General features: G+C 66.9%; 19 protein-coding genes and 6 pseudogenes. 14 read left to right on the top strand and 11 right to left on the bottom strand.

Annotated features, from left to right (window positions below; genetic code table 11):
- Positions 1-20 precede the first annotated feature (20 nt).
- A pseudogene (locus OG254_RS48370) lies at positions 21-765 on the bottom strand (transposase family protein).
- Positions 766-1,348: 583 nt separating this feature from the next.
- Here OG254_RS48370 and OG254_RS48365 point away from each other — a divergent pair.
- The 3 genes and pseudogenes from OG254_RS48365 to OG254_RS48355 all read left to right on the top strand — a co-directional run.
- Positions 1,349-1,916, top strand: a pseudogene (locus OG254_RS48365) (secretion protein EccC); the annotation flags it as partial.
- 178 nt (positions 1,917-2,094) lie between these two features.
- On the top strand, positions 2,095-3,447 hold the full coding sequence (locus OG254_RS48360; protein WP_405594525.1) for an ABC transporter ATP-binding protein: 1,353 nt from the start codon (positions 2,095-2,097) through the stop codon (positions 3,445-3,447).
- Positions 3,448-3,777: 330 nt separating this feature from the next.
- Positions 3,778-4,709 (top strand): annotated as a pseudogene (locus OG254_RS48355) (IS5 family transposase).
- Positions 4,710-4,739: 30 nt separating this feature from the next.
- On the opposite strand, the gene OG254_RS48350 reads toward OG254_RS48355, so the two are convergent.
- From OG254_RS48350 to OG254_RS48340, 3 genes are all read right to left on the bottom strand, one after another.
- Positions 4,740-5,330 carry an IS630 family transposase gene (locus OG254_RS48350; protein WP_405594773.1) on the bottom strand — a complete coding sequence of 197 codons (591 nt, stop codon included), beginning with the start codon at positions 5,328-5,330 and terminating at the stop codon, positions 4,740-4,742.
- Positions 5,264-5,818 (bottom strand): helix-turn-helix domain-containing protein, encoded by a 555-nt coding sequence (locus OG254_RS48345; RefSeq protein ID WP_405576380.1) that lies wholly within the window; start codon positions 5,816-5,818, stop codon positions 5,264-5,266. Before OG254_RS48345 ends, OG254_RS48350 begins: the two co-directional genes overlap by 67 nt.
- 287 nt (positions 5,819-6,105) lie before the next feature.
- A complete protein-coding gene (locus OG254_RS48340) occupies positions 6,106-7,290 on the bottom strand; it encodes an IS701 family transposase (protein WP_405594523.1) in 1,185 nt (394 codons plus the stop codon).
- Between the two features lie 180 nt (positions 7,291-7,470).
- Between OG254_RS48340 and OG254_RS48335 the strand changes: the two genes are divergently transcribed.
- The 3 genes from OG254_RS48335 (at position 7,471) to OG254_RS48325 (ending at position 10,575) form a co-directional block, all read left to right on the top strand.
- Positions 7,471-8,025, top strand: a complete 555-nt coding sequence (locus OG254_RS48335; protein ID WP_405576380.1) for a helix-turn-helix domain-containing protein — start codon at positions 7,471-7,473, stop codon at positions 8,023-8,025.
- Entirely contained in the window at positions 7,956-8,549 is a 594-nt protein-coding gene (locus OG254_RS48330; RefSeq protein WP_405594770.1) for an IS630 family transposase, read from the top strand. Before OG254_RS48335 ends, OG254_RS48330 begins: the two co-directional genes overlap by 70 nt.
- 757 nt (positions 8,550-9,306) lie before the next feature.
- Entirely contained in the window at positions 9,307-10,575 is a 1,269-nt protein-coding gene (locus tag OG254_RS48325; protein ID WP_405594521.1) for an MFS transporter, read from the top strand.
- Between the two features lie 489 nt (positions 10,576-11,064).
- On the opposite strand, the gene OG254_RS48320 is transcribed toward OG254_RS48325, so the two are convergent.
- Positions 11,065-11,463: a hypothetical protein gene (locus tag OG254_RS48320; RefSeq protein WP_405594518.1), complete on the bottom strand. Its 399-nt coding sequence runs from the start codon at positions 11,461-11,463 to the stop codon at positions 11,065-11,067.
- Between the two features lie 197 nt (positions 11,464-11,660).
- On the opposite strand from OG254_RS48320, the gene OG254_RS48315 reads away from it, so the two are divergent.
- A complete protein-coding gene (locus OG254_RS48315; RefSeq protein ID WP_405595636.1) occupies positions 11,661-12,317 on the top strand; it encodes an HAD-IA family hydrolase in 657 nt (218 codons plus the stop codon).
- 7 nt (positions 12,318-12,324) lie between these two features.
- Positions 12,325-12,615, top strand: a pseudogene (locus OG254_RS48310) (transposase family protein); the annotation flags it as partial.
- 401 nt (positions 12,616-13,016) lie between these two features.
- On the opposite strand, the gene OG254_RS48305 reads toward OG254_RS48310, so the two are convergent.
- The 3 genes and pseudogenes from OG254_RS48305 to OG254_RS48295 form a co-directional block, all read right to left on the bottom strand.
- Positions 13,017-13,550: a hypothetical protein gene (locus tag OG254_RS48305; protein ID WP_405594516.1), complete on the bottom strand. Its 534-nt coding sequence runs from the start codon at positions 13,548-13,550 to the stop codon at positions 13,017-13,019.
- 1,009 nt (positions 13,551-14,559) lie between these two features.
- Positions 14,560-15,455: pseudogene (locus tag OG254_RS48300) on the bottom strand (LysR family transcriptional regulator); the annotation flags it as partial.
- Positions 15,456-15,693: 238 nt separating this feature from the next.
- On the bottom strand, positions 15,694-16,173 hold the full coding sequence (locus OG254_RS48295) for an Lrp/AsnC family transcriptional regulator (protein WP_405594514.1): 480 nt from the start codon (positions 16,171-16,173) through the stop codon (positions 15,694-15,696).
- A 125-nt stretch (positions 16,174-16,298) separates the two neighbouring features.
- On the opposite strand from OG254_RS48295, the gene OG254_RS48290 reads away from it, so the two are divergent.
- The 5 genes and pseudogenes from OG254_RS48290 to OG254_RS48270 all read left to right on the top strand — a co-directional run bounded on the left by OG254_RS48290 (position 16,299) and on the right by OG254_RS48270 (position 21,234).
- Positions 16,299-18,677, top strand: coding sequence for a transketolase-like TK C-terminal-containing protein (locus OG254_RS48290; protein WP_405594512.1), 2,379 nt, complete (start codon positions 16,299-16,301; stop codon positions 18,675-18,677).
- Positions 18,678-18,823: 146 nt separating this feature from the next.
- Positions 18,824-19,111: pseudogene (locus tag OG254_RS48285) on the top strand (HNH endonuclease); the annotation flags it as partial.
- Positions 19,112-19,250: 139 nt separating this feature from the next.
- Complete coding sequence (locus OG254_RS48280; protein WP_405594510.1) at positions 19,251-19,430, top strand: hypothetical protein; 180 nt, start codon at positions 19,251-19,253, stop codon at positions 19,428-19,430.
- A 321-nt stretch (positions 19,431-19,751) separates the two neighbouring features.
- A complete protein-coding gene (locus OG254_RS48275; RefSeq protein WP_405594508.1) occupies positions 19,752-20,369 on the top strand; it encodes a VOC family protein in 618 nt (205 codons plus the stop codon).
- Between the two features lie 442 nt (positions 20,370-20,811).
- On the top strand, positions 20,812-21,234 hold the full coding sequence (locus tag OG254_RS48270) for a hypothetical protein (protein ID WP_405578305.1): 423 nt from the start codon (positions 20,812-20,814) through the stop codon (positions 21,232-21,234).
- A gap of 727 nt (positions 21,235-21,961) precedes the next feature.
- On the opposite strand, the gene OG254_RS48265 is transcribed toward OG254_RS48270, so the two are convergent.
- The gene (locus OG254_RS48265) at positions 21,962-22,786 is read right to left on the bottom strand and encodes a lipase family protein (protein WP_405594506.1); all 825 of its coding nucleotides are present in this window, start codon (positions 22,784-22,786) and stop codon (positions 21,962-21,964) included.
- A gap of 643 nt (positions 22,787-23,429) precedes the next feature.
- Between OG254_RS48265 and OG254_RS48260 the strand changes: the two genes are divergently transcribed.
- Positions 23,430-23,993 carry an SET domain-containing protein-lysine N-methyltransferase gene (locus OG254_RS48260; protein ID WP_405594504.1) on the top strand — a complete coding sequence of 188 codons (564 nt, stop codon included), beginning with the start codon at positions 23,430-23,432 and terminating at the stop codon, positions 23,991-23,993.
- A 138-nt stretch (positions 23,994-24,131) separates the two neighbouring features.
- On the opposite strand, the gene OG254_RS48255 is transcribed toward OG254_RS48260, so the two are convergent.
- The gene (locus tag OG254_RS48255; protein WP_405594502.1) at positions 24,132-24,488 is read right to left on the bottom strand and encodes an ArsR/SmtB family transcription factor; all 357 of its coding nucleotides are present in this window, start codon (positions 24,486-24,488) and stop codon (positions 24,132-24,134) included.
- Positions 24,489-24,697: 209 nt separating this feature from the next.
- Positions 24,698-25,072: a hypothetical protein gene (locus tag OG254_RS48250; protein WP_405594498.1), complete on the bottom strand. Its 375-nt coding sequence runs from the start codon at positions 25,070-25,072 to the stop codon at positions 24,698-24,700.
- Positions 25,073-25,559 lie beyond the last annotated feature (487 nt).

Raw genomic sequence — 25,559 nt, 5'->3', positions numbered from 1 at the left:
TCGTCGTCAGTGAGCCTCTTTCATCCTGAATAGGCGCAGGTCAGGAGGGTGTGGACGGCTTGTACGATGGTGCCGATACGGCGGGTGGAACACCGTGCCCGCCGCAGGACCCGCCACTGCTTGAGTTGCGCGAAGGCGCGTTCACCCGGAGCCCTCAACTGGGCGTGATCACGATTGAACTGCTGGTAGTGCTCGGGCTGTTCGCGGTGGTGGTAGTAGGGGGTGCGGACGGTGGCGCCGGCGCCCTGATAGGCCCGGTCCGCGAGCACAAGGATCTGCCGGTCAGGCACGCCTGGACGATGCCGTGGGCGCGAGCCGCGGTCAGGTCGTGAGTCCGCCCTGGTGTCGCGCGCGAGAACCAGAGCGGGGTGCCGTCCGGCGTGGCGATGACCTGCACGTTCATCCCGTGCTTCCTGTGCTTCTGTGAGTAGTAGGGCTCGTCGGCCTTGATGCGGTCGGTGGGAATCAGCGTCCCGTCGACGATGACGAAGTCGCCCTCACCGAGGCCGACCAGGGCCTCGTGCAGGCCGGGTGCCCAGGAGGCGAGGATCTCGAGCGTCTCGTCGACATACCGCCAGGCCGTGGCCCTGACACCCCGAACCCTGCCCCGACCTGCCGATACGTCTCGTTCTTACGCAGATGGGCGAGCACGAGCAGAGCCTGCTTGAAGCAGCTCAACTTCCGCCACCGCGAACCACATTCACACCTTCGCATGTAGATGAGCCAGGAGACATGCTCAACCAGCTCGTACGGGACGTCGAGCATGGAAGGATACGGAACCAACAGAGCCCCTTGGCGCCGGTGTCGAGTGAGATCAACACCGCCAACGACAAGGGGCTCTGCCATGTCACCAACAACCCACTCGGCCTGCCCTTGCACCCCCCAGTGACAGGTTGAAAGAGGCTCACTGGCGAGGGAACTCGGCGTCGGCAGTTCGGAATAGGCGCCGGCCCCATGGGTCGAAGCCCCCGTCGAAGCGTCAAGGCTGGGGTTCTGATCGAGGTGGGATGTGGAGATGCTGCCGTTCGGATCCGTGATGAGACCAAACCACTCCGGATTGACGGTGTTTCTGGTGCCGTCCGGATACTGAGCTTGTTGTCGCGAGGCAGAGTACTGGACCCCGGCAGCTATTGCAGGTGTTTGGGACGTACGCGGCCTCCTGTGCTTTACAACACCGCGCCTCATTCTTCCTGGAATTACTCGCGGAACTGTCCGAAAGTACCCGCACTCGTTCAAAATTCACAGGCGGCGCGCCTCCCTGACCATACGGTTAAGCATTCCTACGTAAGGAGCCAGTGCGTTGAGCGTGATTCTCTTCCGCCGCCCAGCTGGCCGGCGTGGTCCGGCCATGCCCGAAGGGGAGCTGACCATCCAGGACACGCTCCCGGAGACGGTGCCAGACTCGTCCGCCCTGTGGACGTACTTGCCGACGGCCATGATGTCGATCTCGATGATCCTCATGTTCCTTCGGCCTACCGGGTCAGACGCTTTCGCCTGCGTGACAGCGGGCGTGATGGTGCTGGCGGCGGCCATGGTGATCATCGGTCAGCTGACACGCCGGGGTGGCTACCGTAAGCAGCGACTGCGTGGTCAACGCCGTGATTACCTGCGCCATCTGTCGCAGATTAGACGAAAAGCGCATGACACGAACGTAGTGCGGCAGCTGGCGTTGGCCTGGAATCACCCCTCACCGGCGACCTTGTCGACGATGGCGCGCACTACAAGTGCTGTGGGAACGGCGCCCGACGGACGACGACTTCCTCAAGGTGTGGATGGCTGTCGGCGATCAGTAACGCGCACTGTGGCTGACACCGCTGTCGACGAAGCCGGTAGAGGACCTGGAGCCGTTGTGCAGACATGCTCTGCGCCGGTTCATGCGGGCGCACAAAGGCCTCTCTTCGGCACCGTCAAGCCCGGAACCTGCCGCCGGGTCGTGCACAGTACATGGTGCGCCGGAAGGCCACAGGGATGCAGACAGCCCTGCTGGACGAAGCAACCGCGGGTGAGCTCGATTCCAGGGTGTAACCAAGGCCGACGCCCGCATTCCCGCATGTATCACCTCACCCCTACAACATCACACTCGGTGGCCCCTCCATGACTCGCTCCATTTCCCTCAACGCCATCTCCAAGACCTACCCCAAGCAACCGATTCCCGCCGTCAGCGACATCACGCTGGATGTGGCGCCAGGTGAGTTCCTTGTGCTTTTCGGTCCGTCCGGGTGCGGCAAATCGACGCTGCTGCGGATGATCGCCGGGCTGGAAAAAATCACCTCCGGTGAACTGCTGCTGGACGGTGAATACGCAAATGACCTTGGGCCGGCAGCACGCGACATGGCCATGATCTTCCAAAGTCTCGCCCTGTACCCGAACATGACCAACCGCGAAAACATCGGGTTCCCGCTGCGGTACGAGGCACCCGATCAGGACCCCACGGCGCGGATCGAGGCGACGGTCCGGAAGCTCGGCATCAAGGAGCTTCTCGACCGCTATCCGGAGCAGTTGTCCGGAGGGGAGCGCCAGCGTGTTGCGATGGGCCGTGCAATCGCCCGCCGTCCTTCGGTGTTCCTGATGGACGAGCCACTGTCGAATCTGGATGCCAATCTGCGCGGACGACTGCGCACGGAAATCGCCCAGCTCACTCGAGGCATGGGAGTCACCACCGTATATGTGACGCATGATCAGGCCGAGGCCATGTCATTGGGTGACCGGGTGGCGATCATGCGCGGCGGGGTGCTACAGCAAGTGGGATCTCCGCGCGAGGCGTACCACTTGCCGGAGAACGTATTCGTAGCGACCTTCATCGGCACACCTCGGATCAACCTCTGGCAGGCCAGTGTCGCGGCACCCGTCACAGGAGGGATGTGGATCGACTTTGGCCAACAGCGCCTGAAACTGCCAGAGCCACTCAGCTCGGACCACCAGATGCTGCGGATCCAGCAAGGCCGACCGATCATTGTCGGCCTTCGGTCGGAAGCGGTACGGATCGCCTCATCCACGCGGGCCCGGCCAGGCGAGGCGCAACTCACCGGTATGGTGGAGCATGTAGATTATCAGGGCCACGAGTCGCTGGTGCATCTGAACACGAGGGCTCGACGGGTCGTTGTCCCTGAGCTGGAGACACCACGTCCGACTGCGTCGCGTACTCCGGCGGTGTCCCACCGGGGAGTTCGCCGCCCTCATGAGTTCGTGAAGCTGATGCACAAGGCCTCCGGATGGCTCCCCGGCATGCGATCGGCTCCCACCGGTTCCGTGCTCCCCGTCCTGGCAGAGGACAGAAGCCCCGCCAAGGACTTGACGGTGGATCTGGTGGTCCGCGCCGCCCCCGAGATACCACTGCACCCAGGCCAGATGGTGCCGCTCCTTGTAGATCTCGCGCAGCTTTTTGTCTTCGACCGAGATGGCCGTCGCGTCTGCCCGGCTCCCGCGGAGGCTCCCAGGCTCGAGTAGCGGCCTGCCGTCCGACTCTCCGCCCCGGAATGTGATCAAGCGACGCGCGTGAGTAGCCGGAGTCCTTCGAGTCCTCGGTGGCAACCACACTGAACGCCAGCGCGCCTCCCCGCCCGGCGAAGGCGGACCTGCTCACGCTCGGCCGGCTGCCAGCGATTGGTCCGTTCCGTCGAAGCCTGCAGGCCGCGCACCAAGTTCCCGCAGCTGGCTTCGCGCCCTGTCCCACCCCCTGCAATGCAACGAGTCCTGCGCCAATCAGGCAGATATCGACCTAGGCGCTGTTTCTCGGATCTCCCTTCGTGCTTGGGGTGTTGGGGGCAGGCTGACTGCATGGGACGTGGAGACCTGACGAATGCGGAGTGGGTTCGGCTGGAGTCGTTCTTACCTCGTGGCGGTGTACGTGGGGGCCGGTGGAGTGATCACCGTCGGGTGATCAACGGGGTGCTGTACCGGGTCCGTACGGGGGTGCAGTGGCGGGATCTTCCGGAGCGGTTCGGGCCGTGGGAGACGGTCTACAAGCGCCATCGTCGCTGGTCGGCGGACGGGACCTGGCAGATGCTTCTGTCGAAGGTGCAGGCCGCGGAGGACGCTGGGGGCCGGATCGACTGGGACGTGTCCGTGGACTCCACGGCGGTGCGTGCCCACCAGCACGCCGCCGGGGCAAGGAAGACGGCGCCTGCCGCGGTTCCTCAAAGGGGGGTCCGCCCGCGGACGAACCAGGTCGATCCGGTGCTTCGGAAACTGACCGTCCGGCTGGAGGAGGTGGTCAGATCGGCGAGTGTCTGGGACGCTCCCGCGGCGGCTTCACCACCAAGATCCACCTCGCAGCCGACGGACGATGCCGGCCACTCGCCCTTCTCCTGACACCCGGACACTTCGGTGACGGCCCCCAACTCGAGCCCGTCCTGCAGCGGGTGTCGGTGCCCCGCATCGGCGTCGGCCGGCCCCGCAGCCGCCCCGACCATGTCCTGGCCGACAAGGCCTACACGTCCCGTGAAAACCGCCGTTACCTGCGACGACGCGGCATATCGCACACCATCCCCGAACGGCTCGACCAACGCAGACACCGACGCAACCGCGGTTCCCAAGGTTGCCGGCCCACTGGGTTCGACCGCGAACACTACAAGAAACGCAACACCGTCGAACGTGCCATCAACCGCCTGAAAGGCTTCCGCGCTGTCGCCACACGCTACGAGAAACGGGCCTACACCTACCTCGGCACCGTCACCCTCGCAGCACTCATCATCTGGCTCCGCACATGATCCGAGAAACAGCCCCTAGTGCTGGGTTCCTCAAACGGCGTACGCATATCGGCGCCGTAGTCGGCGGGTTGGCGGTGCGGGCCTGCCCCAGACCCAGGGCTGGGCTCGGGTGTTGAGCTGGGCTGTTGCGAGACGGGTGGCTTGCTCGATCTCGGGTGGTCCTGCGAAGGACTGCCCGGCGAGGGCGGCCTTGCGGAAGATGCGCCACCAGCCTTCCTGAAGGTTGAGCCAGCAGGCGCCGACGGGGATGAAGACGTGCCGGATTCTGGGGTGGTCCACCAGCCAAGTCCGGGTGGACAGGCTGTTGTGTGAGGACAGGTTGTCGGTAACGACGTAGATGTCCCCAGCGGGATTGGCTGCCTCGACCTTCTGAAGAAACTGCTGGTAGAAGGCACTGTTGCGAGAGGAAGCGGTCATGGTGATTTCCTGTCCGTCCCGCACTCGCAGCGCACCGTAGACCCAGGTCTTCTCCGGTCCGCGGCTGTAGTCGACTTCGGACTTGATGCGGTGGCCGTCCGGCGACCAGCCCGGCGCCGGCGGGAACGTGCGGGGGATCACCGGTCCGAGCTCGTCGGCGCAGACGACCGTCGCGCCGCCGGGCGGGCGGGTGTAGAGCTCGATGATCCTTGTCCTTTTCCCTCGAAGTCTGCGTCCCTCGAGCGGGTCCAGGACCGGGTGCGGCGCCAGCGCACCCTCTCGGCCAGCAGGATCCGACGGACCTGGCTGCGGCCGATCTCGATGCCCCGCCGCTGGGCCTCCGCGGCCAGTGCGTCAAGGGTCCACTCCGGCGGCCCGGACTCGTCCTCTGCGGCCAGTTCGCCGCCTGCCTGCACGGTCAGCCGGCCCGGCGCCGGCTGTCTGACCAAGCCGATGATCATCGAGCGTTCCGCCTCGGTGATCCGCCGTTTGCGGCCCTGACCGCCCATATCCTCCAGTCCGTCCAGGCCAGAGCGGTTGAAGCGGTGCAACCAGCGGCGGACCGTCTTGGGGTTGCACCTCAACTCTTCCGCGATGGCCGGCACCCGCTGTCCGGACCAGCTCAGCTCGACCATGCGCGCCCGCACCACCAGATCGCGCGGCGCTTTGCGGGCTCGCGACAGTCGAAGCACGAGCCGTTGCTCGTTCTCGTCACGGCTCGGCCGTGCCCGTAACACCACCGTCCAGCACCCGCTCCCGAGCAACCGAACAGCCCCGCCACCAGGACATATACCCAGCAAAAGAGGAACCCAGCACTAGTACTGCAACGGTGCTTGAGCTGATTGCTGACCAGTTCAGGGGCTGTGTCCGCGTCGTTTGTAGTGGCTGATGCGGGCTTGGTGCTGGCGTCGACGACGCCATGTCGACCAGTGAAGGATGTGGTCGGCCGGGGTGGGACGGCGGTTGGTGAGGCGGGTGATCAATCTTCTGATCTCGGCGAGGCTGTAGTGGATGAGCTGGGAGGATCCGTTTCTGCTTTCTCCGCATCCAGCTCGCGGGCCCGCAGGACTGTCAGGCAGGCATGCGCGGCCATGGCGAGGGTCATGTGGCGATGCCAGCCGGGGTAGCGGCGGACCTGGTAGTCGTCGAGACCGCACTCCTGCTTCGCCGTCTGGAAACACTCCTCCACCGCCCATCGGCTGCCCGCGATGCGGATCAGCTCGTCCAGCGTGGTCTGGGCCGGGCAGTAGGCGATGTAGTAGGAGATCTCCTCGGGCCTGCTCACGCTGCGGCGGGCGAGAACCCAGTGCCGTCGGTCCTCGCGGTGCCAGGGCCGTACCTCGACGCGGGCCCAGTCGAAGATCCGCCGGCCATGAGCTCCCGCGCCGCAGGAACGGCGCTTCCACTTCTGCCGCGGCAGGCCGGGAAACAGCTCGTGCACGGGGTGATCAATGGACCAGCGGGTAACGACCGTGTCATGCCGGGTGGTGGCCATGACGTGGAAGACGTCCGCCTGCTCCAGCTCGAACCGCCAGCCCTTGCTGAAGCCGTAGGCGGCGTCCGCCGTCACCCATCCGAACGGCACCCGGTTGGCGATGGCCCTGCGGATCATCGCCTTGGCCATGGCCACCTTCGTCTCGAAGCCGACCGTGTCGTCGATGCCCGCCCGTCGGCAGCGTTCCCGGTCGTCCGTCCAGGACGTGGGCAGATACAACCGCCGGTCGATGAGCGTGCGTCCGCGATCTGTGGCGTAGGCGAGGAACACCCCGATCTGGCTGTTCTCGGTGCGGCCGGCGGTGCCGGAGTACTGCCTTTGCACGCCGGCCGAGCGGATGCCCTTCTTGAGGAAGCCGGTGTCATCGACGATCAGGACGGCCTCGCGGTCTCCGAGGTGTTCGACGACGTAGTCGCGCACGTCGTCCAGGACCTCGTCGGCGTCCCACTCGATCCTGTTCAGCAGCCGGTGGATGCGATCGGGACCCGCGTGCCCGGCTTCCTCAGCCAGCGTCCATCCGTTCTTGCGCTGTAGCGGCGCAACCAGGCCCCGCATGTAAGCCAGCGCCGACTGACGCGGCTCCTCCCGGTTAAACCGGTGCACGAACCGCTCATGCAGAGCGTCCAGTTCACCCGCCCACAACCTGACACCAGCACGGTCCCCACCCATAACCACACCAACGAGCGAACTGGCCAGCAGTCACGGCAAGCACCGTTACAGTACTAGTGCTGGGTTCCTCTTTTGCTGGGTATATGTCCTGGTGGCGGGGCTGTTCGGTTGCTCGGGAGCGGGTGCTGGACGGTGGTGTTACGGGCACGGCCGAGCCGTGACGAGAACGAGCAACGGCTCGTGCTTCGACTGTCGCGAGCCCGCAAAGCGCCGCGCGATCTGGTGGTGCGGGCGCGCATGGTCGAGCTGAGCTGGTCCGGACAGCGGGTGCCGGCCATCGCGGAAGAGTTGAGGTGCAACCCCAAGACGGTCCGCCGCTGGTTGCACCGCTTCAACCGCTCTGGCCTGGACGGACTGGAGGATATGGGCGGTCAGGGCCGCAAACGGCGGATCACCGAGGCGGAACGCTCGATGATCATCGGCTTGGTCAGACAGCCGGCGCCGGGCCGGCTGACCGTGCAGGCAGGCGGCGAACTGGCCGCAGAGGACGAGTCCGGGCCGCCGGAGTGGACCCTTGACGCACTGGCCGCGGAGGCCCAGCGGCGGGGCATCGAGATCGGCCGCAGCCAGGTCCGTCGGATCCTGCTGGCCGAGAGGGTGCGCTGGCGCCGCACCCGGTCCTGGACCCGCTCGAGGGACGCAGACTTCGAGGGAAAAGGACAAGGATCATCGAGCTCTACACCCGCCCGCCCGGCGGCGCGACGGTCGTCTGCGCCGACGAGCTCGGACCGGTGATCCCCCGCACGTTCCCGCCGGCGCCGGGCTGGTCGCCGGACGGCCACCGCATCAAGTCCGAAGTCGACTACAGCCGCGGACCGGAGAAGACCTGGGTCTACGGTGCGCTGCGAGTGCGGGACGGACAGGAAATCACCATGACCGCTTCCTCTCGCAACAGTGCCTTCTACCAGCAGTTTCTTCAGAAGGTCGAGGCAGCCAATCCCGCTGGGGACATCTACGTCGTTACCGACAACCTGTCCTCACACAACAGCCTGTCCACCCGGACTTGGCTGGTGGACCACCCCAGAATCCGGCACGTCTTCATCCCCGTCGGCGCCTGCTGGCTCAACCTTCAGGAAGGCTGGTGGCGCATCTTCCGCAAGGCCGCCCTCGCCGGGCAGTCCTTCGCAGGACCACCCGAGATCGAGCAAGCCACCCGTCTCGCAACAGCCCAGCTCAACACCCGAGCCCAGCCCTGGGTCTGGGGCAGGCCCGCACCGCCAACCCGCCGACTACGGCGCCGATATGCGTACGCCGTTTGAGGAACCCAGCACTAGGTCCCCACCGACGCATCGTCATCGACCGCTCCACACCCGAGGCGAACGTGATCGAGGCCGTCGACTGGGGACGCGAGATCACGACCATGGAGCGGGCCGGCATTCACAGCCCCACACTGGACGGCTTGGCCTTCTCTTCCGGTGACTCCTGTGTGGGCCTTCCCGTACGCCAGGGGATCTGGTGTGTCCGAGAGCGTGTTCGAGATCTGCCTCCTGCCGAACGGGGCCTGGCACGCGCCCCCGCTACGTTGGAACGCCGCGCCAGTACTTCCCTTACGAACGAGGCCTTCCGCCCTGCGCTCGCACGCACCAGGTCCCGCTCGGCCCGCCCTTCGGGCGGACGAAGCCCGATCTCAAACACGCTCTGAGCGCTTCGTTCGCTCCAGGACGGCGGAATCCTGATTCCAGGCAGTCACAGAACTCGCGTGCGAGCCGACCAGGCTCCGGTGCCCTCACAGGACGCAGTCGCTGCCGACGGCCGTCCTCCCGGGAATCAAGTGACGAGATCCGGGATCTCCCTGACCTCACGCCCACGCCGGCTCCAAGCTGTGCGCAACCGTTTCCAGGAGATGCACGCTACCGGTTCCAGCACTTGGCACCTCCACCGAGGATGCCCGCGGCGTCGGCAACGGTTCCCGGAGGGTCAGCCCAATGTCCTGCGCGAAGTACGGACTGGAGGTTCCGGTCGACGGCGGAGGCCCAACACCAATGATCACCGGAGTCACCAGGGGGAGCCCGCAGCATGACCGGCGCCACGGAGGCCCTTGGCGGGTCGGCTGCAGTCGACGATGCAGCACGAAGTATCACGCGCCTGTTCTACGTATACGCCGTGCTCAGCAACTCGCTGTTCCAGCGGGGCGTATTCGTCCTCTTCCTTTATCAGCGAGGCTTGTCCGCCGCGCAAGTGGCCCTGCTGCAGACACTGCTCTACCTGGTCAGCGGACTTGCGGAGTTGCCGACGGGAGTCATCGCCGACCGAATCGGCAGGCGTGCCAGCATCGTGATCGGCCAGCTGCTGATAGCTGGATGTCTGCTCGGTCAGGTGGCGTTCTCCAACTACTGGGTGTTCCTGGCGCTGTTCATGGGGCAGGGCGTGGGCATGGCATGTGTGTCAGGTTCCGACACCGCCCTGCTGTACGACCTGCTCGTACGTCGTGGTGCAACGGCCGGCTACGTCAAGAACAAGTCCCGGTTCACCATGCTCGGGACGGTCACCTCGGGAGTCGCCATCGTCCTCGGCGGCCAACTGCAGCAGTTTTCCTGGGGAGTCGTCTACGTCGGTTCGGCGGCGTGCCTCGTCCTGGCCGTGGTGGTGCTGATGTCACGGGTGCCCGAGATCCGCGGCGCGGACGCAGTGGACGAACAGGACGGAGCCGAGGAGCACGGCGACGCCACAGCATGGCGGGCGATGCTTCGGGTCGCCACGCCGGCACTCGTGACGCTTGTCGTGGTGTCCGGATTGATGCATGCGACATTGACGCCGTACATCATCTTTGCGCAGAAGACCCTCTCCGATCAGGGAGCGAGCACCGCATTGGTCAGCGTGGTCATATCGGCGGGATTCTTCGCTGGCGGGCTCACTCCGCTGCTGTCGGACCGCGCGGACCGGCGCATCGGGTATCGGGTCATAGTCCCGGTGTCTCTCCTGACGCTCGCTGCGGCGCTCGGCCTCAGCGGCCTCGGCCTTGTCTGGGTCACCATCGCCGCGTTCCTGGTCCTGGTCGGGATTCCGGAGATCACCGCCGTGATCGTGGACAACGTGTTCAACGAGGCCGTGCCGTCGCGCCACCGGGCGAGCCTGCTGTCGATGATCGCATTCGTGGAGTCGGCGCTCATCGGCATCGGCTATCTCATCCTCGGCGCGCTCATGGACGGGTTGGGCTCCAGTGTGGGCATGGCCACCTACGCCGCGGTCCCCCTGCTGGCATGTCTCCTGTGGCTCCCGGTGCTCTTCCGAGGGGCACGGGTGACCACCGAGATCGAGAAGCCCGCCGACCAAAAGGCACCCTGAATCAGACCATCTCGAGCAACGCCCCTGCCCGATGGTGGGGGCGTTGCTCGTTGACATGTCGCTCCCAGCGGCGACGGAGCTGTCTCGGGGCCCGCGGAGTCGAAGTGATGGAAGGGCCGGTGCCCGGACTGCTCGCCGACGGCGGTGCACTCCTGGGTAGAACTCGCCGAGGGACGGACACTTCAGGCAGCAGGGGTGTTCCTCCTCCCGAGGAGGATCCCGAACGGTGGTGTCCTGGAAGGGCTTTGCTGCGAGAGGGACGAGCACGGCTTCCTGCGCACCAGCCCCGTCGGCCGCATCAGCCGCCCGGCCTCTGGGCCATCGGGAACGTGGTTGATCCACCGGGCCCAGGCGATCACGGCGGCCCGGATGGGAGCGACCTGTGCCGCCGCGCTCAACCACGAGTTGGTCGAGGAGGTCACCGAGCGGGATCTCCCCGCGCACCGTCCCGCCACCGGCCGCCCACTCCAGGGTGCCGACACCGGTTCCCTAACCTCGCGCTTTCACGAGGTGAGCGCACCGACTGGTGATCACGAAAGCGGAAAGTACCTCTGACCAGCGAGAATGAGGATAACTGAAGTCCTTGTTCCCGCCACCGTCGGAGGCAAGACCGGCCGGGAATGGAACCGGTGCGGAAACGTAGCCGGGGGGAGTGGCGTGGGGAATCGGTTCGCGGGCTGGTACCTCTGAGCTCTGGAGTCGTCCGCATGCCGACAGGATGGTCAGGACTCGTTTGCTGAACTCGGCGCGAGCCTCGTGTGCGAGGCGTTTTCGATTGTTCTTGGCTTCAATTCGCGGCTTTCCTGCCTCAATGCAGGGATTGACGAACAAGCCGATGAAGAGAGTGGTGACGGCGGCGAGGAAGATGTCACTGGTCCATGACGGCATGTCGGGATTGTCTGGCATCCGAGATCGGGCGGCCGGAGTATGAGGTCCGGCCGCGGCTTGCGGCCCGGGTACCGGAAGCGCCGCTCACGCTCTGGCAGCTTTGTGTTGGCTGTTGTAAGACTTGTCCCGCAAACTGCCTGCTCAGGGCCTGATGGCATGATCGAAGCGTGACCAGTGAACTCAGCCAGTCCGGTGCAATGAGGTATGTCCTGTTCGATGTTGATGGCACGTTGATCGACGCCGTGGACAATCAGCGCCTGGTTTGGCGAACGTGGGCGGAGCGATACCGACTGGACCCCGATGAGGTCTACCGAGTGGCGCTGCGGACGAGGCCGATGGAGACCTTCGCGCGGGTTGCTCCGGACCAGGACCCCGGGGAGTGCCTTGCTGCACTGCACGAGCTGGAGGACGAGGACGTCCGCTCCGGCGCCTATACGGCCTTCGGTGGCGCCTCGGAGCTGCTGAGTGCTCTGCAGCCCGGGTCCTGGGCACTGGTGACTTCGAACTATGAGCACCGGGTGCGTGGACGCTTCGCACGGACGGGCTTGCCGGTCCCGGAGGTCCTCGTGGATGCGGCCGCCGTGGAGGAAGGCAAGCCGTCGCCCGTGCCGTATCTGCAGGCAGCCGCGCGACTTGGTGCCGAACCAGAGGACTGTCTGGTCATCGAGGACGCCCCTTCCGGGGTGGAGTCCGGGCTGCGTGCCGGGATGACGGTATGGGGTGTCAACGCCCCTACGGCGGTGGACGGCGTGCATCGTCACTTCGGCAGCCTGCGCGAAGCGGTCCGCGACGTCCTTGCCTTCGTGTCCGGACCCTGCCCTCACGGGCGGGAGGGATCAGCCGCGGTGGAATGATCTCGAGGTGGCTGGTGTGATCACGGCGTCAGAGCCGTTCTGGATAGTCCCGTTCTCCGGGCTGAGCCCGCGCCAGTTCATGACGGGTGATGGCGCTGCGTCGCGAGGGGGGCGACGCCACCCGCCGGGCAGGACGTGGAGCCTGCCGCCAACAGACAGGACACTGCTGGTCACGGCGTACTGCCGCACGAACTTGACGGCGCGTCAGCTCGCCCCGCTGTTCGGCGTCTCCAGGTCCGCTGCCGACCGCGTCATTGACCATCTCGGTCCGCTCCTGGCGCTTCAGCCTCGGCGCCGCAGCAAGCGCAGGTGCGCGCCTGGCTGGAGGAGGAGTTACCAGCGCTCCCGCCCCGCCACACCCTGGCCGCTGAGCCTGCCGGGGATGTCGGTGTGACCGGCCCTGCCTCCCGTGCTGTCCGACGCCGCCGCCTGAGCCGCACCGGAAGACCCGGCCACGAGTCCTGCCCCGAGCACGAGCGCGCCCGTGGCCGCTCATCCCGAAAATGCCTCCGGCCGCTTCACTGCCCCAGCGAAGTGTCTCGGTGCCCTCGTTCCGTGGGTCCGGTGCGACCCTGCAGCGCCTCGCGGATGATCGGGTGCCACGTACTCGGCCGAAGCCTGAACCGCACGAGAGCGGCGGCTACGGAACTCGAGACACCTCAAATGCACCCTGGAGGGCCGGGCTGGCATCTACAGACATCAGCAGGGCCTGACGTACCAGACGGGGGTCCAGTCATAGCTCGGGTTGCCATAGGGAGCGCCAGGCGTGGTGTGGATGACGTTGCGGTTCTGGTTCTTGAACAGTGCCTGGGTGCCACGGGTCTGGAGGTTGTAGTAGGAGCCCTCGCCGGTCCAGTCCTGCAGCGCATAGTCCTGGCAGTAGTACAAGGCAAGTCGGTCACCCATCCCCAATTGCTGGCGGTACATGCAGAAGTACTCGTTGTCGCACTCCCACTGCGCTGCGGCACGGATTCCGGCCGACGTGCTCAGCTCACGCACGTACTTCTCGCCGGGAACGGTGACGGTCAGCTTGGCACCGTCGGCCAGGGCAATCTCATTCGCCGCGACCTGCCGTCCGTCGTGGCGGGCAAGGTAGCGGTCCACCTTCGCCTGGAGGGCCTCGGTGTCCTCTCGGCTGAGGCCGGCGGCGCGGGCCTGTTCACCGAAGGCCGCCGGGGTGTGCGTCGTCTCCGCGGATGCCGGTGCCGCCAAGCCCACGGACAACACAGCCACGGCTGCAGCTGCGAGGGATGCGTAGCGCTTCAATAGGGACATGCCATTCCTTTCCTGACGAAGCAAGAGGCAACGAGGAACTGGTCCGGACGCCGGGCCGGCCGCCGGGCAACGCGGTCACAATCCGCACTTGCACAACGGACACGGTGCACACCGGTGACCCGGTGTGCGAGCCCTCCGGTAAGCAGTGGGCTCGCACACCGATGCTCTATGGCATGCGGGAGAACGTACTCGGCCTGCCCCGTCGTGTCGTCCTGACATCTGTCAGGACGACACGGAAAGCAACCAGCAGAGGACAACCCGGCGCTGACACCAGGGCGCGCCGGCTGCGGGCAGGCGGCGCCGGCCTTCCTCCACTACTCGCGCCGGACCGCAGCCGCGAGGGCGGCCAGGCAGCCTCGACGCCCGACTCACCGCCCTGCGCGCACCCTCTCAACCACCCCCATGCGCAGCACCCGGCTGGACAAGCGACGCACCCGCGGGCCGCCGCATCGCGCCCCACCCCTCCAGTGAACCTTCGGCCGTGGCACGCTCCCAACTGCCGGCGCACCCCCGTGGTCGAGTCCCCGCTCCGGCCGACCAGACCCGACCACGCCTCTTGTGGCCCCATCGTGACCGTGGTCGGGGGCTCCTGGTCGACGGTCCGGTCGGGGCGACGTGTCACCTCACGGCCGACAACACCCATTCCGACCGGACACTTTGACCACGCCCCGACATGGCCAGCAGGCTGCAGAGAAACGGGATGCTGCTGCGATGGCGGCGGGCACCCGGCCTGAGGCGACACACCGCCGCGTCCGCCTGCCACGCGAGAGGTGCTGTAGAACGCCATCCCGGCCGGACCGACCACCTTGAGCCAGTCCGTCGTCTCCACCCCGATCACGACCCGCGTAACCATCCACGCCCGCCCACCGCCACGATGCGCATCACGGCCCAACCGCCCGACTGTGCACAGCAGTTCGTTCACGAGAACGGGATTCAGCTGCCGCAGGCCTTTCCCCGGGCGTATCCGTCACTGCCCGGTCCGGTTGGTGAGGGGCTGTTGAGAGGCGGTCGGTGGTGCGAATAGTGCCTGGACGGTTTCGGTGGCCAGGTCTCGCAGCCAGGTGTGGGCGCCGTCGCTGTCGTAGCGCTGGTGCCACAGCAGGTACAGGGGGACGTCGGGCAGCGGGAGTGGCAGCGGCAGTGTGGCCAGGCCGAGTTGTTTCCGAGCCGTGCGGGTGACCGCGTCCGGGAGGGTGACGACCAGGGCGGTGTCGAGGGCGAGTTGCAGGGCGAAGGCGGCGGTGGGCCCGGCGGCGACGACGCGTCGTTCGAGGCCGCGTGTGGTCAGGGCGTCATCGATCGGGTCGCGCAGGCTTCCGCGCCGCGAGACGGTGAGGTGTTCGGCGGCTGCGTAGCGCTCGAGGCTCAGCGGGCCCTCGGTGAGCGGGTGGCCTGGACGGACGGCAACGATCAGCCGGTCCCTGCCGACGAGGCGGTGGCGGATGTCGGGGAGCGTCGGAGCGCTGGAGCTTGACTCGAGGTCGACCTCACCCCGGCGATGCTCGGCGTCGTCCGTCCCGGGTTCGGCGGACAGGCGCAGCCGGACGCCGGGGCCTGATGGTGGACGGCCATGGTCAAGGCGGTGCCGCAAGCGGTGGTCAGGGCGTCGTGCCAGCGCACGGTGAACACCCGGTCCAGACCCGCCAGTTCGAGTTCCTGCTGCGCGGAGAGAAGTTGGTGGGCCTGCTGCACGAGGGCGTGGACCTGGGCGCGCATGGCCAGCGCGCGGGTGGTGGGGACCATGCTGCGGCCGGTGCGGACCAGGATCTGGTCACCGGTGGCCTTGCGGATGCGGCCCAGGGAGCGGCTCATCGCCGGTGCGGTGACGTGGAGGCGGGCTGCCGCGCCCGCGACATTGCCCTTTGCGCGGGTGTCGCGTCGGAGCTGACCTGAGTGTCTTGGCGTCCACCGCGGTTACGGTGAACACATAGCGGCGGGTCGTCTCCGGGCGGCGACGCGGCGCCGCCGAAGTCCCGGAGACCGCGCTGCCGCTCGACAGGACGGATCGCATTCGAGAGGGCCGGCCCATCAAGGACGGACACCGCACGCGCCCTGAGCACGGTGGAGCCGGGCACGGCTGGCCGCCCGCCGCTGACGCTCTCTACCGAACGGTGGCCCGGTGCAGCAGCCCGGTGAGACGGTGCGGCACCAGTTCACGCATGGCCAGCGCAGTGATGGTGCGTTCGATACCGGGAATGGCAAGGATCTGCCCGGCGATCCGATACAGGTCCTCCGCCTCCGCGGCGACCACCCGGACGAGCAGGTCGGTCTCACCACTCAGGCCGAAGACCTCAACGACCTCGGCGATTTCCGCCAGCGCCTGGGACACGTCAGCGAGCCGGCGCTGGTCGACCTGCGCGGTGACGAACGCGGTCAGCGGATAGCCCAATGCCTTCGGGGTGATCCGACACTCGAAAGATCTCAGAGCGCCGCTCTGCTCCAGCTTGGCCACCCGGGCCTGGACGGTGTTGCGGGACAGTCCCAGTTGCTCGGCCAGGGCGACGACGGTGGCTCGCGGATCAGCGGCCAGGGCAAGCAGGATCCGCGCGTCGGTGGCGTCCAGGGCTCGCGCACTGTTCATGGTGCTCAATCTCCGTGTCCCATCCTCGCTCAACTTTGAGCATACTGCTCAATCGCAAGGAACTATCTTGCGCTCACTGTGGATCGTTCGTCTACTGATGGAGCAGAAAGTCAATTCTCTCAGGCATGGCGGGCTCTCGGAGGTGGTCTGTGGTGGTCTCGGACTCGAGACTGAGGACAACTGACAGCAACGGCTCGGCCCTTGAATGGGAGAAGGAGATCGCCGTGCTGGAAGCGGTTGAGCAGCGGGTGCTGTGGCTGGCGACCGCGATTGTCGACCATGCCAACCGGGTGCGGCCGAACCCCTCGGGGATGAAAGTCGGCGGTCACCAGGCGTCGAGCGCCTCGATGACCTCGATCATGACGGCGCTGTGGTTCCATGCGCTGACCTCGCAGGACCGGGTGTCGGTCAAGCCTCATGCCTCACCGGTGCTGCACGCCATCAACTACCTGCTGGGCGAGCTGGACGCGTCCTACCTGACCACCCTGCGCGCGTACGGCGGCCTGCAGAGCTATCCCAGCCGGTCCAAGGACCCTGACCCGGTCGACTATTCCACCGGTTCGGTCGGCATCGGCGCCACCGCTCCCTTGTGGGGCGCGCTCGCCCGGCGGTACGTGCAAGGGCGCTTCGGTGGCGTCGGTACCGGGCGGCAGTACTCCCTGCTCGGCGACGCGGAGCTGGACGAGGGCGCGATCTGGGAGGCGATCCAGGACCCGATGGTGCCGGGCCTGGGCGAGGTGGTGTGGGTCGTCGACCTGAACCGGCAGTCCCTGGACCGGGTGGTGCCGGGCATCGCGGCGGAGAGACTGCAGGGCATGCTCGCCGCGGCCGGCTGGCAGGTGCTCACCGTCAAGTACGGGCATCTGCTGCTGGAGCTGTTCGCCAGGCCTGGTGGCGAGGCCCTGCGGGCCCGTATCGACAGCATGGGCAACCCCGAGTACCAGCGGCTTTTGCGCTGTTCTGCCGACCAGCTGCGCGAACGTCTGCCCGGCACCAGTTCCACGGCGGAGCCCATAGCCGAACTCATCGCGTCCCTGGACGATGCCTCCCTGCTGGCTGCGCTGCGCAACCTGGGAGGCCACGACATCGCCGCTCTGACGGACGCCTTCGACGCCGTGGACGACACCCGTCCGACTGTGATCTTCGCCTACACCGTCAAGGGCTACAGGCTGCCCACCGAGGGCCACCCGCAAAACCACTCCTCGCTGCTGACCGCCGATCAGATGCGGGCCCTCGCCGACAGCCTGGGAACGGATTCGAACCATCCGTGGGCCGTTTTCGCCGCCGGCTCGGCAGAAGCGGCCCTGTGCAGGTCGGCCGCCCAGCGGCTGCGCCGCCCTGGACACGCGCTGCAGCAGGCTCCCGCGGTCCCCGCAGATCTCGGCCGCACCCCACCGGCCGGCACAGGCAACACCCAGCAGGCCCTCGGGCGCGTCCTGCTGGACCTCACCCGCCAGGCTCCGGAGGCAGCGGGCCGGATCGTCACCGTCAGTCCGGACGTCAGCTCCTCCACCAACCTCGGCGGCTGGCTCAACAAGGTGGGCGTGTGGTCGCCGAGCGAGCGCCCCAACTGGTTCGCCGATGACGCCGAGACGATCCTGCACTGGCGTGAGCAGCCGACAGGCCAGCATGTGGAACTCGGCATCGCCGAGACCAACCTGGTCGGCGTGCTCGGCGAGCTCGGCGCCACCTGGAGCCGGTGGGGCCAGCCGCTGCTGCCAATCGGCGTGGTCTACGACCCCTTCGTCACCAGGGCACTGGAGCCCTGGTCGTTCGGCATCTACGCCGGCGGACAGTCGATCCTGGTCGGCACCCCGTCCGGTGTCACCCTCGCCCCGGAGGGCGGCGCGCACCAGTCCATCACCACACCGTCCCTGGGTATCGAGCAGCCCGGCTGCGTCACCTACGAGCCCGCGTTCGCCCTCGACACCGAATGGTGTCTGCTGGCCGCACTCGGCAATCTCGGCCATCCGGACGGGAGCTCGGCATATCTGCGGTTGTCCACCCGGCCCGTCGACCAGTCCCTGGCCGCTGTGCCGAGTGATCCGGTCGCGCGTGAGCGCCGCCGACGGCACGTGGCGGCCGGCGCGTACCGGCTGCGCCAGCACGAGAAGCCGGCGGTGACCCTGGCAGCGATGGGTGCCCTGGTCCCGGAGTCCCTGGCCGCCGCCGACCGGCTCACCGCCCTCGGCTACGGCGTCGACGTGGTGTGTGTGACCAGTCCGGACCTGCTCTTCCGCGCCCTTCAGGCCCGGCGTGGCCTGGCGAAGGACCAGAGCTGGATCCTCGATCAAGTCCTCCCCGCCGAACGGGCCACGCCCCTGGTCACCGTCCTCGACGGCCACCCCCATACCCTGGCCTTCCTGGGCACGGTCCAGAACGTGCCCGTCACGACTCTCGGCGTGACACAGTTCGGCCAGTCCGGCGCAGTCGAGGACGTTCACCGCTACCACGGCATCGACGCCGACAGCATCGTCGCCGCTGCACTGGATCTCGTCGACTGAAAATCCTGGATGCGAGCGGACTTGGCCTGCCGGAGAACACCAGGGCCCCCGAGCGCAGGTCCGCCCTCGGCGTAGCCGTCTCACGAGAGGCTCAGGCGACCGACCTGCGCGTCCGGCGGCTCGGACATCCTCAAGCACGCCCCTAGGCCGCCGAGACCTTGCCCTTAAGCGAAGCCGTCGCCAGCCTGCCCGTGGCCACCGAGTCTCGCGACGGCTACGACCGGAACAAATTCCGCCACTGGAACGCAGGCGACAACCCGGTCGACGGCTGCAGTGCACGCTCTGAGGTCCTCATCCATGAGGCGGTCGACCCGCCCGCGGTCGGGCCTGGCTGCCGTCTGACCGGCGGGAGCTGGTTCTCGTGCTATGGCGCTACCGTCGTGACGTCGGCGGGCAGTCTCGACATCGACCACATGGTGCCCCTCGCCGAAGCAAGAACATCGACACCACGACGGGCTCACGAGCACCGTAGCTCACTGGGCCTACGGGTCAGCGGCGGGCGCGGTCTACGCCATCGTGGCCGGATCACTGCCCAGGCCCTCTCCCGTGTACGGCGTGCCTTTCGGTGCCGCAGTGTTCGCAAGCGACTACGTCACCTTGCCGATCGCAGGGCTCTACAAGCCGATCTGGCAGTACGACCCCAAGATCGTGGCCTGGGATTTCGGCGCGCACGTCGCCTACGGCACCGGCACCGCAATGACCTTCTGGCTGCTCAGCCGACTCGGCATCGGGGCCGTCGGCCAGAGACCGTAAGCTGCCTGTCTGCCCGCCACGGCCGATGCCCTGCCCGCCACGGCTCCCTGCTGATGGGTGTGGGGTTGCTTCTGGACCGGCGACCAGGCTCGTGAGCCCACGATCACGTCAGTCGGCGCGGAGCTCCGGAGGTGTTCGGCCAGGCCGGCCCGCCGAGCGCGTGGCCCGCATCGCCGCCCAAGCCCCCTGGCCGTCGACTCCCTCCGACAGCTGCCCCGGCGTGGTCCGGGCCGCCGCAACCGGATTCCCGGGCGCGGCTCGCGTCCGGCCGTGCGAGTCTCGTCATGTCGGCATCTTGCACGAGCGCAGGAGGCGTCAGTCATGGACATGAAACTCGAAGTCGTGGTGCTGCCGGTGTCCGACGTCGACCGGGCCAAGGGCTTTTACACGCAGTTGGGCTGGAGGCTGGACGCGGACATCGCCCCGGACGAGAACTTCCGGGTGGTGCAGATGACGCCGCCGGGCTCGCCGGCGTCGGTCATCTTCGGCACCTCCGTCACGTCCCAGACGCCGGGCTCGGCTCAGGGCCTGCAGCTGATCGTGGACGACATCAACGCCGCATACGATGAGCTGAAACGGCTCGGCGCCGAGCCCAGCGAGGTGTTCCACGACGTCGGCGGCGTCTTCCACCACGCCGGTACAGACGGCCGGGCTCCAGGGCCGGATCCACAGCGCACGAGCTATGGCTCGTTCCTGTCCTTCGGCGACCCTGACGGCAATGGCTGGCTCCTACAGGAGGTCACCACGCGACTCCCGGGACGCCTCGATCCCGCGAACACGACGTTCGCCTCCACAGAGGACCTGGCGAGCACGCTGCGCCGCGCCGCGACCGCGCACGGGGCGCACGAGGCACGCATCGGTGCGGAGGACCCGAACTGGCCGGACTGGTACGCCCAGTACATGGTGCGTAAGCGGGCCGGGACCGAACTGCCGTCGTGACCGCATCGCCCTTCGCCAGGTGACTTACCGAGGTGCTCCTACAGCACAAGAGGCCGAGGCGCGCGAACGAATGCTCTCCGGCATGCCCAAAGTCTGCATTTCCACGATCCCCACCCGGCTTCGCGGCCAGTCGCGGATAATCAGTTCGCTTGCCGCGACGCGCACCTTTCTTCACTCCGCGGGAACGCCCCTGGTCCCGGACACGATCACACAGGTGCGGGCCCCAGGAACCTGCCGATGCGCAGTGCCGGGCAGAGGTGCATTCTGAAAGATGGAGCGTTTCGGTCACTGAGCCTGCCAAGTAGGCCCTACGAGGCCAAGGCACTGCACCTCCGCAGGGCCGGGTGTGCGAACCAGCATCGGCGAAGCGAGCCAGGCACCCCGCTGGATGCGTACCAAGGCCGCTGACAGACAACAGTCATCTCGAACCAGGGAGTGGGTCATGCCATCCCTACACTTCCACGTGAACTCCTCGATGAGCCCGGACGAGGTGATGGGCGTACTGACAAACTTCAGCCCCTCCCGCATCGAGGAGTGGCCCTCCATCGACGCCGAGCACTTCCAGGTTCACGAGCGGGGCGATACCTGGGCAGAGGTGACCGAGGGCAACGACAAGTCCTGGGAGCGCGCACGCTACGAATGGGACCCCCCGACGAACACGGTCACCGTCACCACTCGCGACTCGGTGCCCTTCGGCTCGGGGGGCTGGCAGTTTCAGATGACTCCCACAGATAACGGAACCCGCGTCGACGTCAGACTCGAACGGCACCCCACCTCGTTCAAGTCAAAGATGATGTCCTCGATCATTCCCTTCGCCGGGCCGGTGTTCCGCAAGTCCTTCAAGGAACCCCTGCACACCACGTAATCGCGCCTCTCATAAACGACTGCGCCAGCATGAAACCGCAGGTGCCGCGTCCGACTGCGGGAGGAGGTGACCGCCAGGCGACGCTTGCCTGCCGAACCCCCATCGCACAGCCGGACGGGGTGGCCGGATGCGAGTAGAGGTGCGTGCCCTCCAGAGGGGCGAAGAGGGCAGTCGGGTCGTTTTCAGCGATGGCGACGGTGAGCTCGCCGAGTGCGGTCCGGGCAGCGGTGGGGAGGTCGTGAGTGCGGTGATCTGGCCGACGAGCTGGCGCAGGGTGGCGGCGTTGGCTCGGGCCCGGGCGGTGACGGTTCGGTCAGCGGCGCGGCGGTCTCGGGTGGCCTGTACCCGTTGTTCGCCGGTGGATCCAGGGCGGCCGGGCAGGGCCACGGCGACGAGGATTCCGAGGGACGTCCATGCCAGGCCGTCCCGGTCGGCGACGAGGTAGACGGTCCAGACGACCAAACCGGCCGCCGCGAGCAAGATGTGGCCGAAGACGAGTGCTTCCGGGAAGCGGGTCTCCCCGGAAGCACTCGGCGCCGAAGCCCCTTCCATCCCGTCGCCGCGCAGGCACCGGAGCTGGTCTGCGTGATGAACCACGCCGTCCTGTGGCTACCTGGCCGCCACGGGCGGCTCAGGCCCGGGCGGCCTGGTGCTCGCGGGGAGGGTGGCGCAGGGCCGTGTTGTAGAAGCGTGGCGCCTCGGCACTCGACAGCAGCCGCTGGCCAGCTCAACTCCGGGCCAGATTCTTCTCCATGACGTCGATGTAGTTGAAGATGAAGTGGTCCCTGATGCCGTCGCTTCCCGGGGCGAGGAGGTCGGCCGTCAGGCCCTTGGCCCGGTCGGTCAGCCCACTCAGCAGAGGCATGGATTCGCGAAGCTTGCCGGCGGAGTCGATGTAGCGCAGCAGTTGGGTGTGCGTGTAGGCGGGCTCGGGCGGCAGGTGGGGCACGACGTCGTTGTTGTTCACGAAGCGGTGCGTGCGCTTGGCGAACGCCTTGTCACAGGCGGCGGCAAGCACCCGGTCGCACACGCGAGGCTGACCGAAGGTGATGATGCCGTCGGCCAGCAGACTCGGCTCCTCGAAGTGCAGCCGCGCGCCGGCCAGCATGGCGAGAGCGCCCCCAAGGCTGTGCCCGGTGATCCACACCGTCTGACCGTTGGTCCGCGACGCCTCCAGCACTTTCTTGACCTGCGGAAAGACCGAGTCCAGGGCCTCACCGAAGCCGTAGTGAACGAACCCTTTGTTCGCCGGGCCGGGCCACGGCGGCGTGGTGATGTCCGAGAGCCAGTCCTTGATGTTCGTCGGCTCGGTCCCCCGGAAGGCGAGGACGATCATGTTCTCGCTCGCCATGGTGTACGCCTGCGTGTCCTGGAGGGGGAAGGGCGGCGTGAACGCCGAGTGGTGGTGATGGACCCGATCGAAACCCCAGTGCTCGGCCTGGGCCTCGATGGCGGCCTCGTCCTTGTAGGCGAGCTCGGAAGCCCGGCACATCCAGTAGGCGTGCTGCAGATTGTAGGTCTTCGTCTGGTGATCGATTGCGGGGATGGGCATCGCGCTCTCCCGATGTCGACGGGTCAGAGATGAGGCCACGGAATGGGGCCTTGATCGTCATAGCCGCAAACGGAGCTTATGGGATGTAATCGATGCAAAGATCAGCCGGACGAGTCGCCGCCGGATGAACACCCCTATGCTCTCGGCCCGATGAACGATCAGGAAGTCGACATGTCCGTCCGCCACAGCGGCTCGCCACACGACGCGAACAGGACATTCCCGCGTTCACTCAGACACTCGTCGCACTCCGACCGGAAGCGTGACAGTGTCGCGAAAGCCTCACGCTGGGCGAGCGACCAAGCTCGAGTCACATCGGGCCCAGCCGATGCAACAAGCAGAGGACACGGTGACGGATGGCTGCGGTGCGTCCCCGCTGAGTGGACCCGCGTTGAACGCCCGGGCCGACTGCGTAGTCCGACCAGCCGCTGATGCGTCTGGCCGTCTCGATTCGGCCTTTGCCGATGGGCGGCACATCAGGCGCAAAGTGGCGTCGTGAGGTGTCGCGCCAGTTGGGTATCTTGCAGACGATCAATCGGAATCGATCATTCGTGCGATGCCTTGCGGATGGTCCCCGGCGTGGGGAACGCCCGCTTCATCCGTGATCGGCTAGCGGGTAGAGCTGATCCTTGAGAGAGCAGGCAGCGTGAACGACGGCTACGAACTCCAGCGAACCGACGCAACGGGGGAAGGCGTGTTCGCCACCCGTTCCTTCCAGGTCGGCAACACAGTGATGGTCGGTGTCATCGACCGCGAGCTGGACCACAACCACTCCCATGCCTCCCAGGTCGGCGAGAGACGATTCGTGCTGCACGGCGGGCTCATCCCCAAGGTGAACCACTCCTGCGAACCGAACTGCGGAATCCGCCTCAACGCCAGCGGCGCCCACGACCTCATCGCCCGCCGGCCCATCACAGCAGGCCAGGAGATCACTTTCGACTATGCCATGCGGAATTACTCCGTCGATCACTTCGCCGCCCACTGCCAGTGCGGCTCACCGCGCTGCCGTGACCGCATCACCGGCTGGAAGGATCTACCAGCCGAGCGTAAAGCGGACTACCACGGCTTCGCCGCCCCCTATCTCACCGACATCGACAACCAGCCCGCTACCGAGCAGGCCGGACAGGTCGCGCTGGTCGAGCGATACCCGCGAACCTCCGTCGCATCGTCGCCGCAAGCCTCATCGGCACCACCATCGAGTGGTGGGTAAACGCACCAGCCCGAGAACTGCAGCGCCGAGGCAAGCCCGTGGGCGGATCTTGCACACCACCAGGTGACGGCTCCACCGCACACGGTGGCGGACCCCAAAGGCCGAGTCAGGTTCTGTCAGTCCGATGCGGTGCCGGAGTCAACTGGTGGTGTGCAGGGTGGCCGGGGCTTCGGCCTGCTGGAGCTCAGTGAGGAGCTGGTGCTGGCCGGCGAGGAGTTCGGTGAGGATCCGGCGGGCGGCACGCAGGAGTTCGGCGACGTCTCCTCCGGCGAGCGCGTAGCGGACGGTGGAGCCCTCCCGCATGGACACCACGATGCCGGAGCGCCGCAGTACGGCCAGCTGCTGCGACAGGCTGGACGGCTCTATCTCGATGTCTGCCAGCAGGTCCCGTACGGACACCGGCCCGTGCTGGAGGAGTTCCAGCACCCTGATGCGTACGGGGTGGCCGAGCATGCGGAAGAACTCCGCCTTGACCTGGTAGAGGGGGGCCTGCATGGATGCTCGCTCCTGCTCGGGTGGGTGGGACTGCGGTCACGGCGATGCGGCAGCATCGAAGGACACCGCTGCGTCACAGACCGCCTTCGGATGCCCGATCCTTCACGTCTCGGACTCAGCAGGAACGCACCTTGACACCATACTGATGTGGTGACTTGAAGAAGTCTTCACATGATGGGCAGGCGTGGCCCCCAGCGTTCTCGGGCGGGCTAGATCTCGATCGCCTCCTCCACACGCTTGAGTTGATGGCGGGCCATCGCCAGATTCGAATTGGCCCTGTCGAGGACGAGGTACAGGAACAGCCCGTTGCCGGTACGACCGGTTACCAGGCGGATCACGTGGTACTGGCGCTCCAGCGTGATCAGGATGTCCTCGATCTGACCCTTGAGACCCAACTGCTCCATGGTGCGGACCTTGGCCCGGATGACATCCGTGTTGCCGGCCGCGGCAACGGTCAGGTCCAGATCCTTGCCCCCACCGAGCGTGCCCAGCGCCATTCCACTGGTGTAGTCGACAACGGCAGCTCCCAGGGCTCCCTCGACCCCGGCCATCATCTCCTTCAACGACACTTCCACACTCGCCACAACGCCTCCCAATTGCCTGACTTCGACTGCGCGGGCCGGTGCCGGCCGACCCGCCTCGGTGTCCGGACCGTAGGCGCGCCGCCTTCACGTGAGAAGGCACTCTTCGGGACTGACCTCTGACGACCGGACAACGACGCGATCCGACCGTTCGGCGGCCCGCAAGTGCCGTGGCAGGAAGCGAAGTTGACACAGGAACCTCAACTCGCGACCGACGGTGCCTCAGGCAAAGCCGGCCGGCAGAGTCTCTGCTTAGACCTGGCTCAAGCACCAGCGCCTTGGAAAGGGTGCGTGGACGCCCCTATGCATGTGAGGAAGAGACGTTCGGCAACTCGCGGCAGCTTGACCAACAGGTCAGGTCCCGGCCCGATGCCAGAGGCCCCTGTCACGCGAACCCGGGCACCGGGGAGGAGAATTCTGTCGGTGCCCGCTTCCGTGGAGGCTGCCGAGCCGTGGTTCCAGGGCGAGCATGGCACCCACGGGAGGCTCG

It is taken from the genome of Streptomyces sp. NBC_01092, assembly GCF_045039535.1.
Taxonomy (GTDB): Bacteria; Actinomycetota; Actinomycetes; order Streptomycetales; family Streptomycetaceae; genus Streptomyces.
This window is presented reverse-complemented; position numbering and strand designations above follow the sequence as displayed.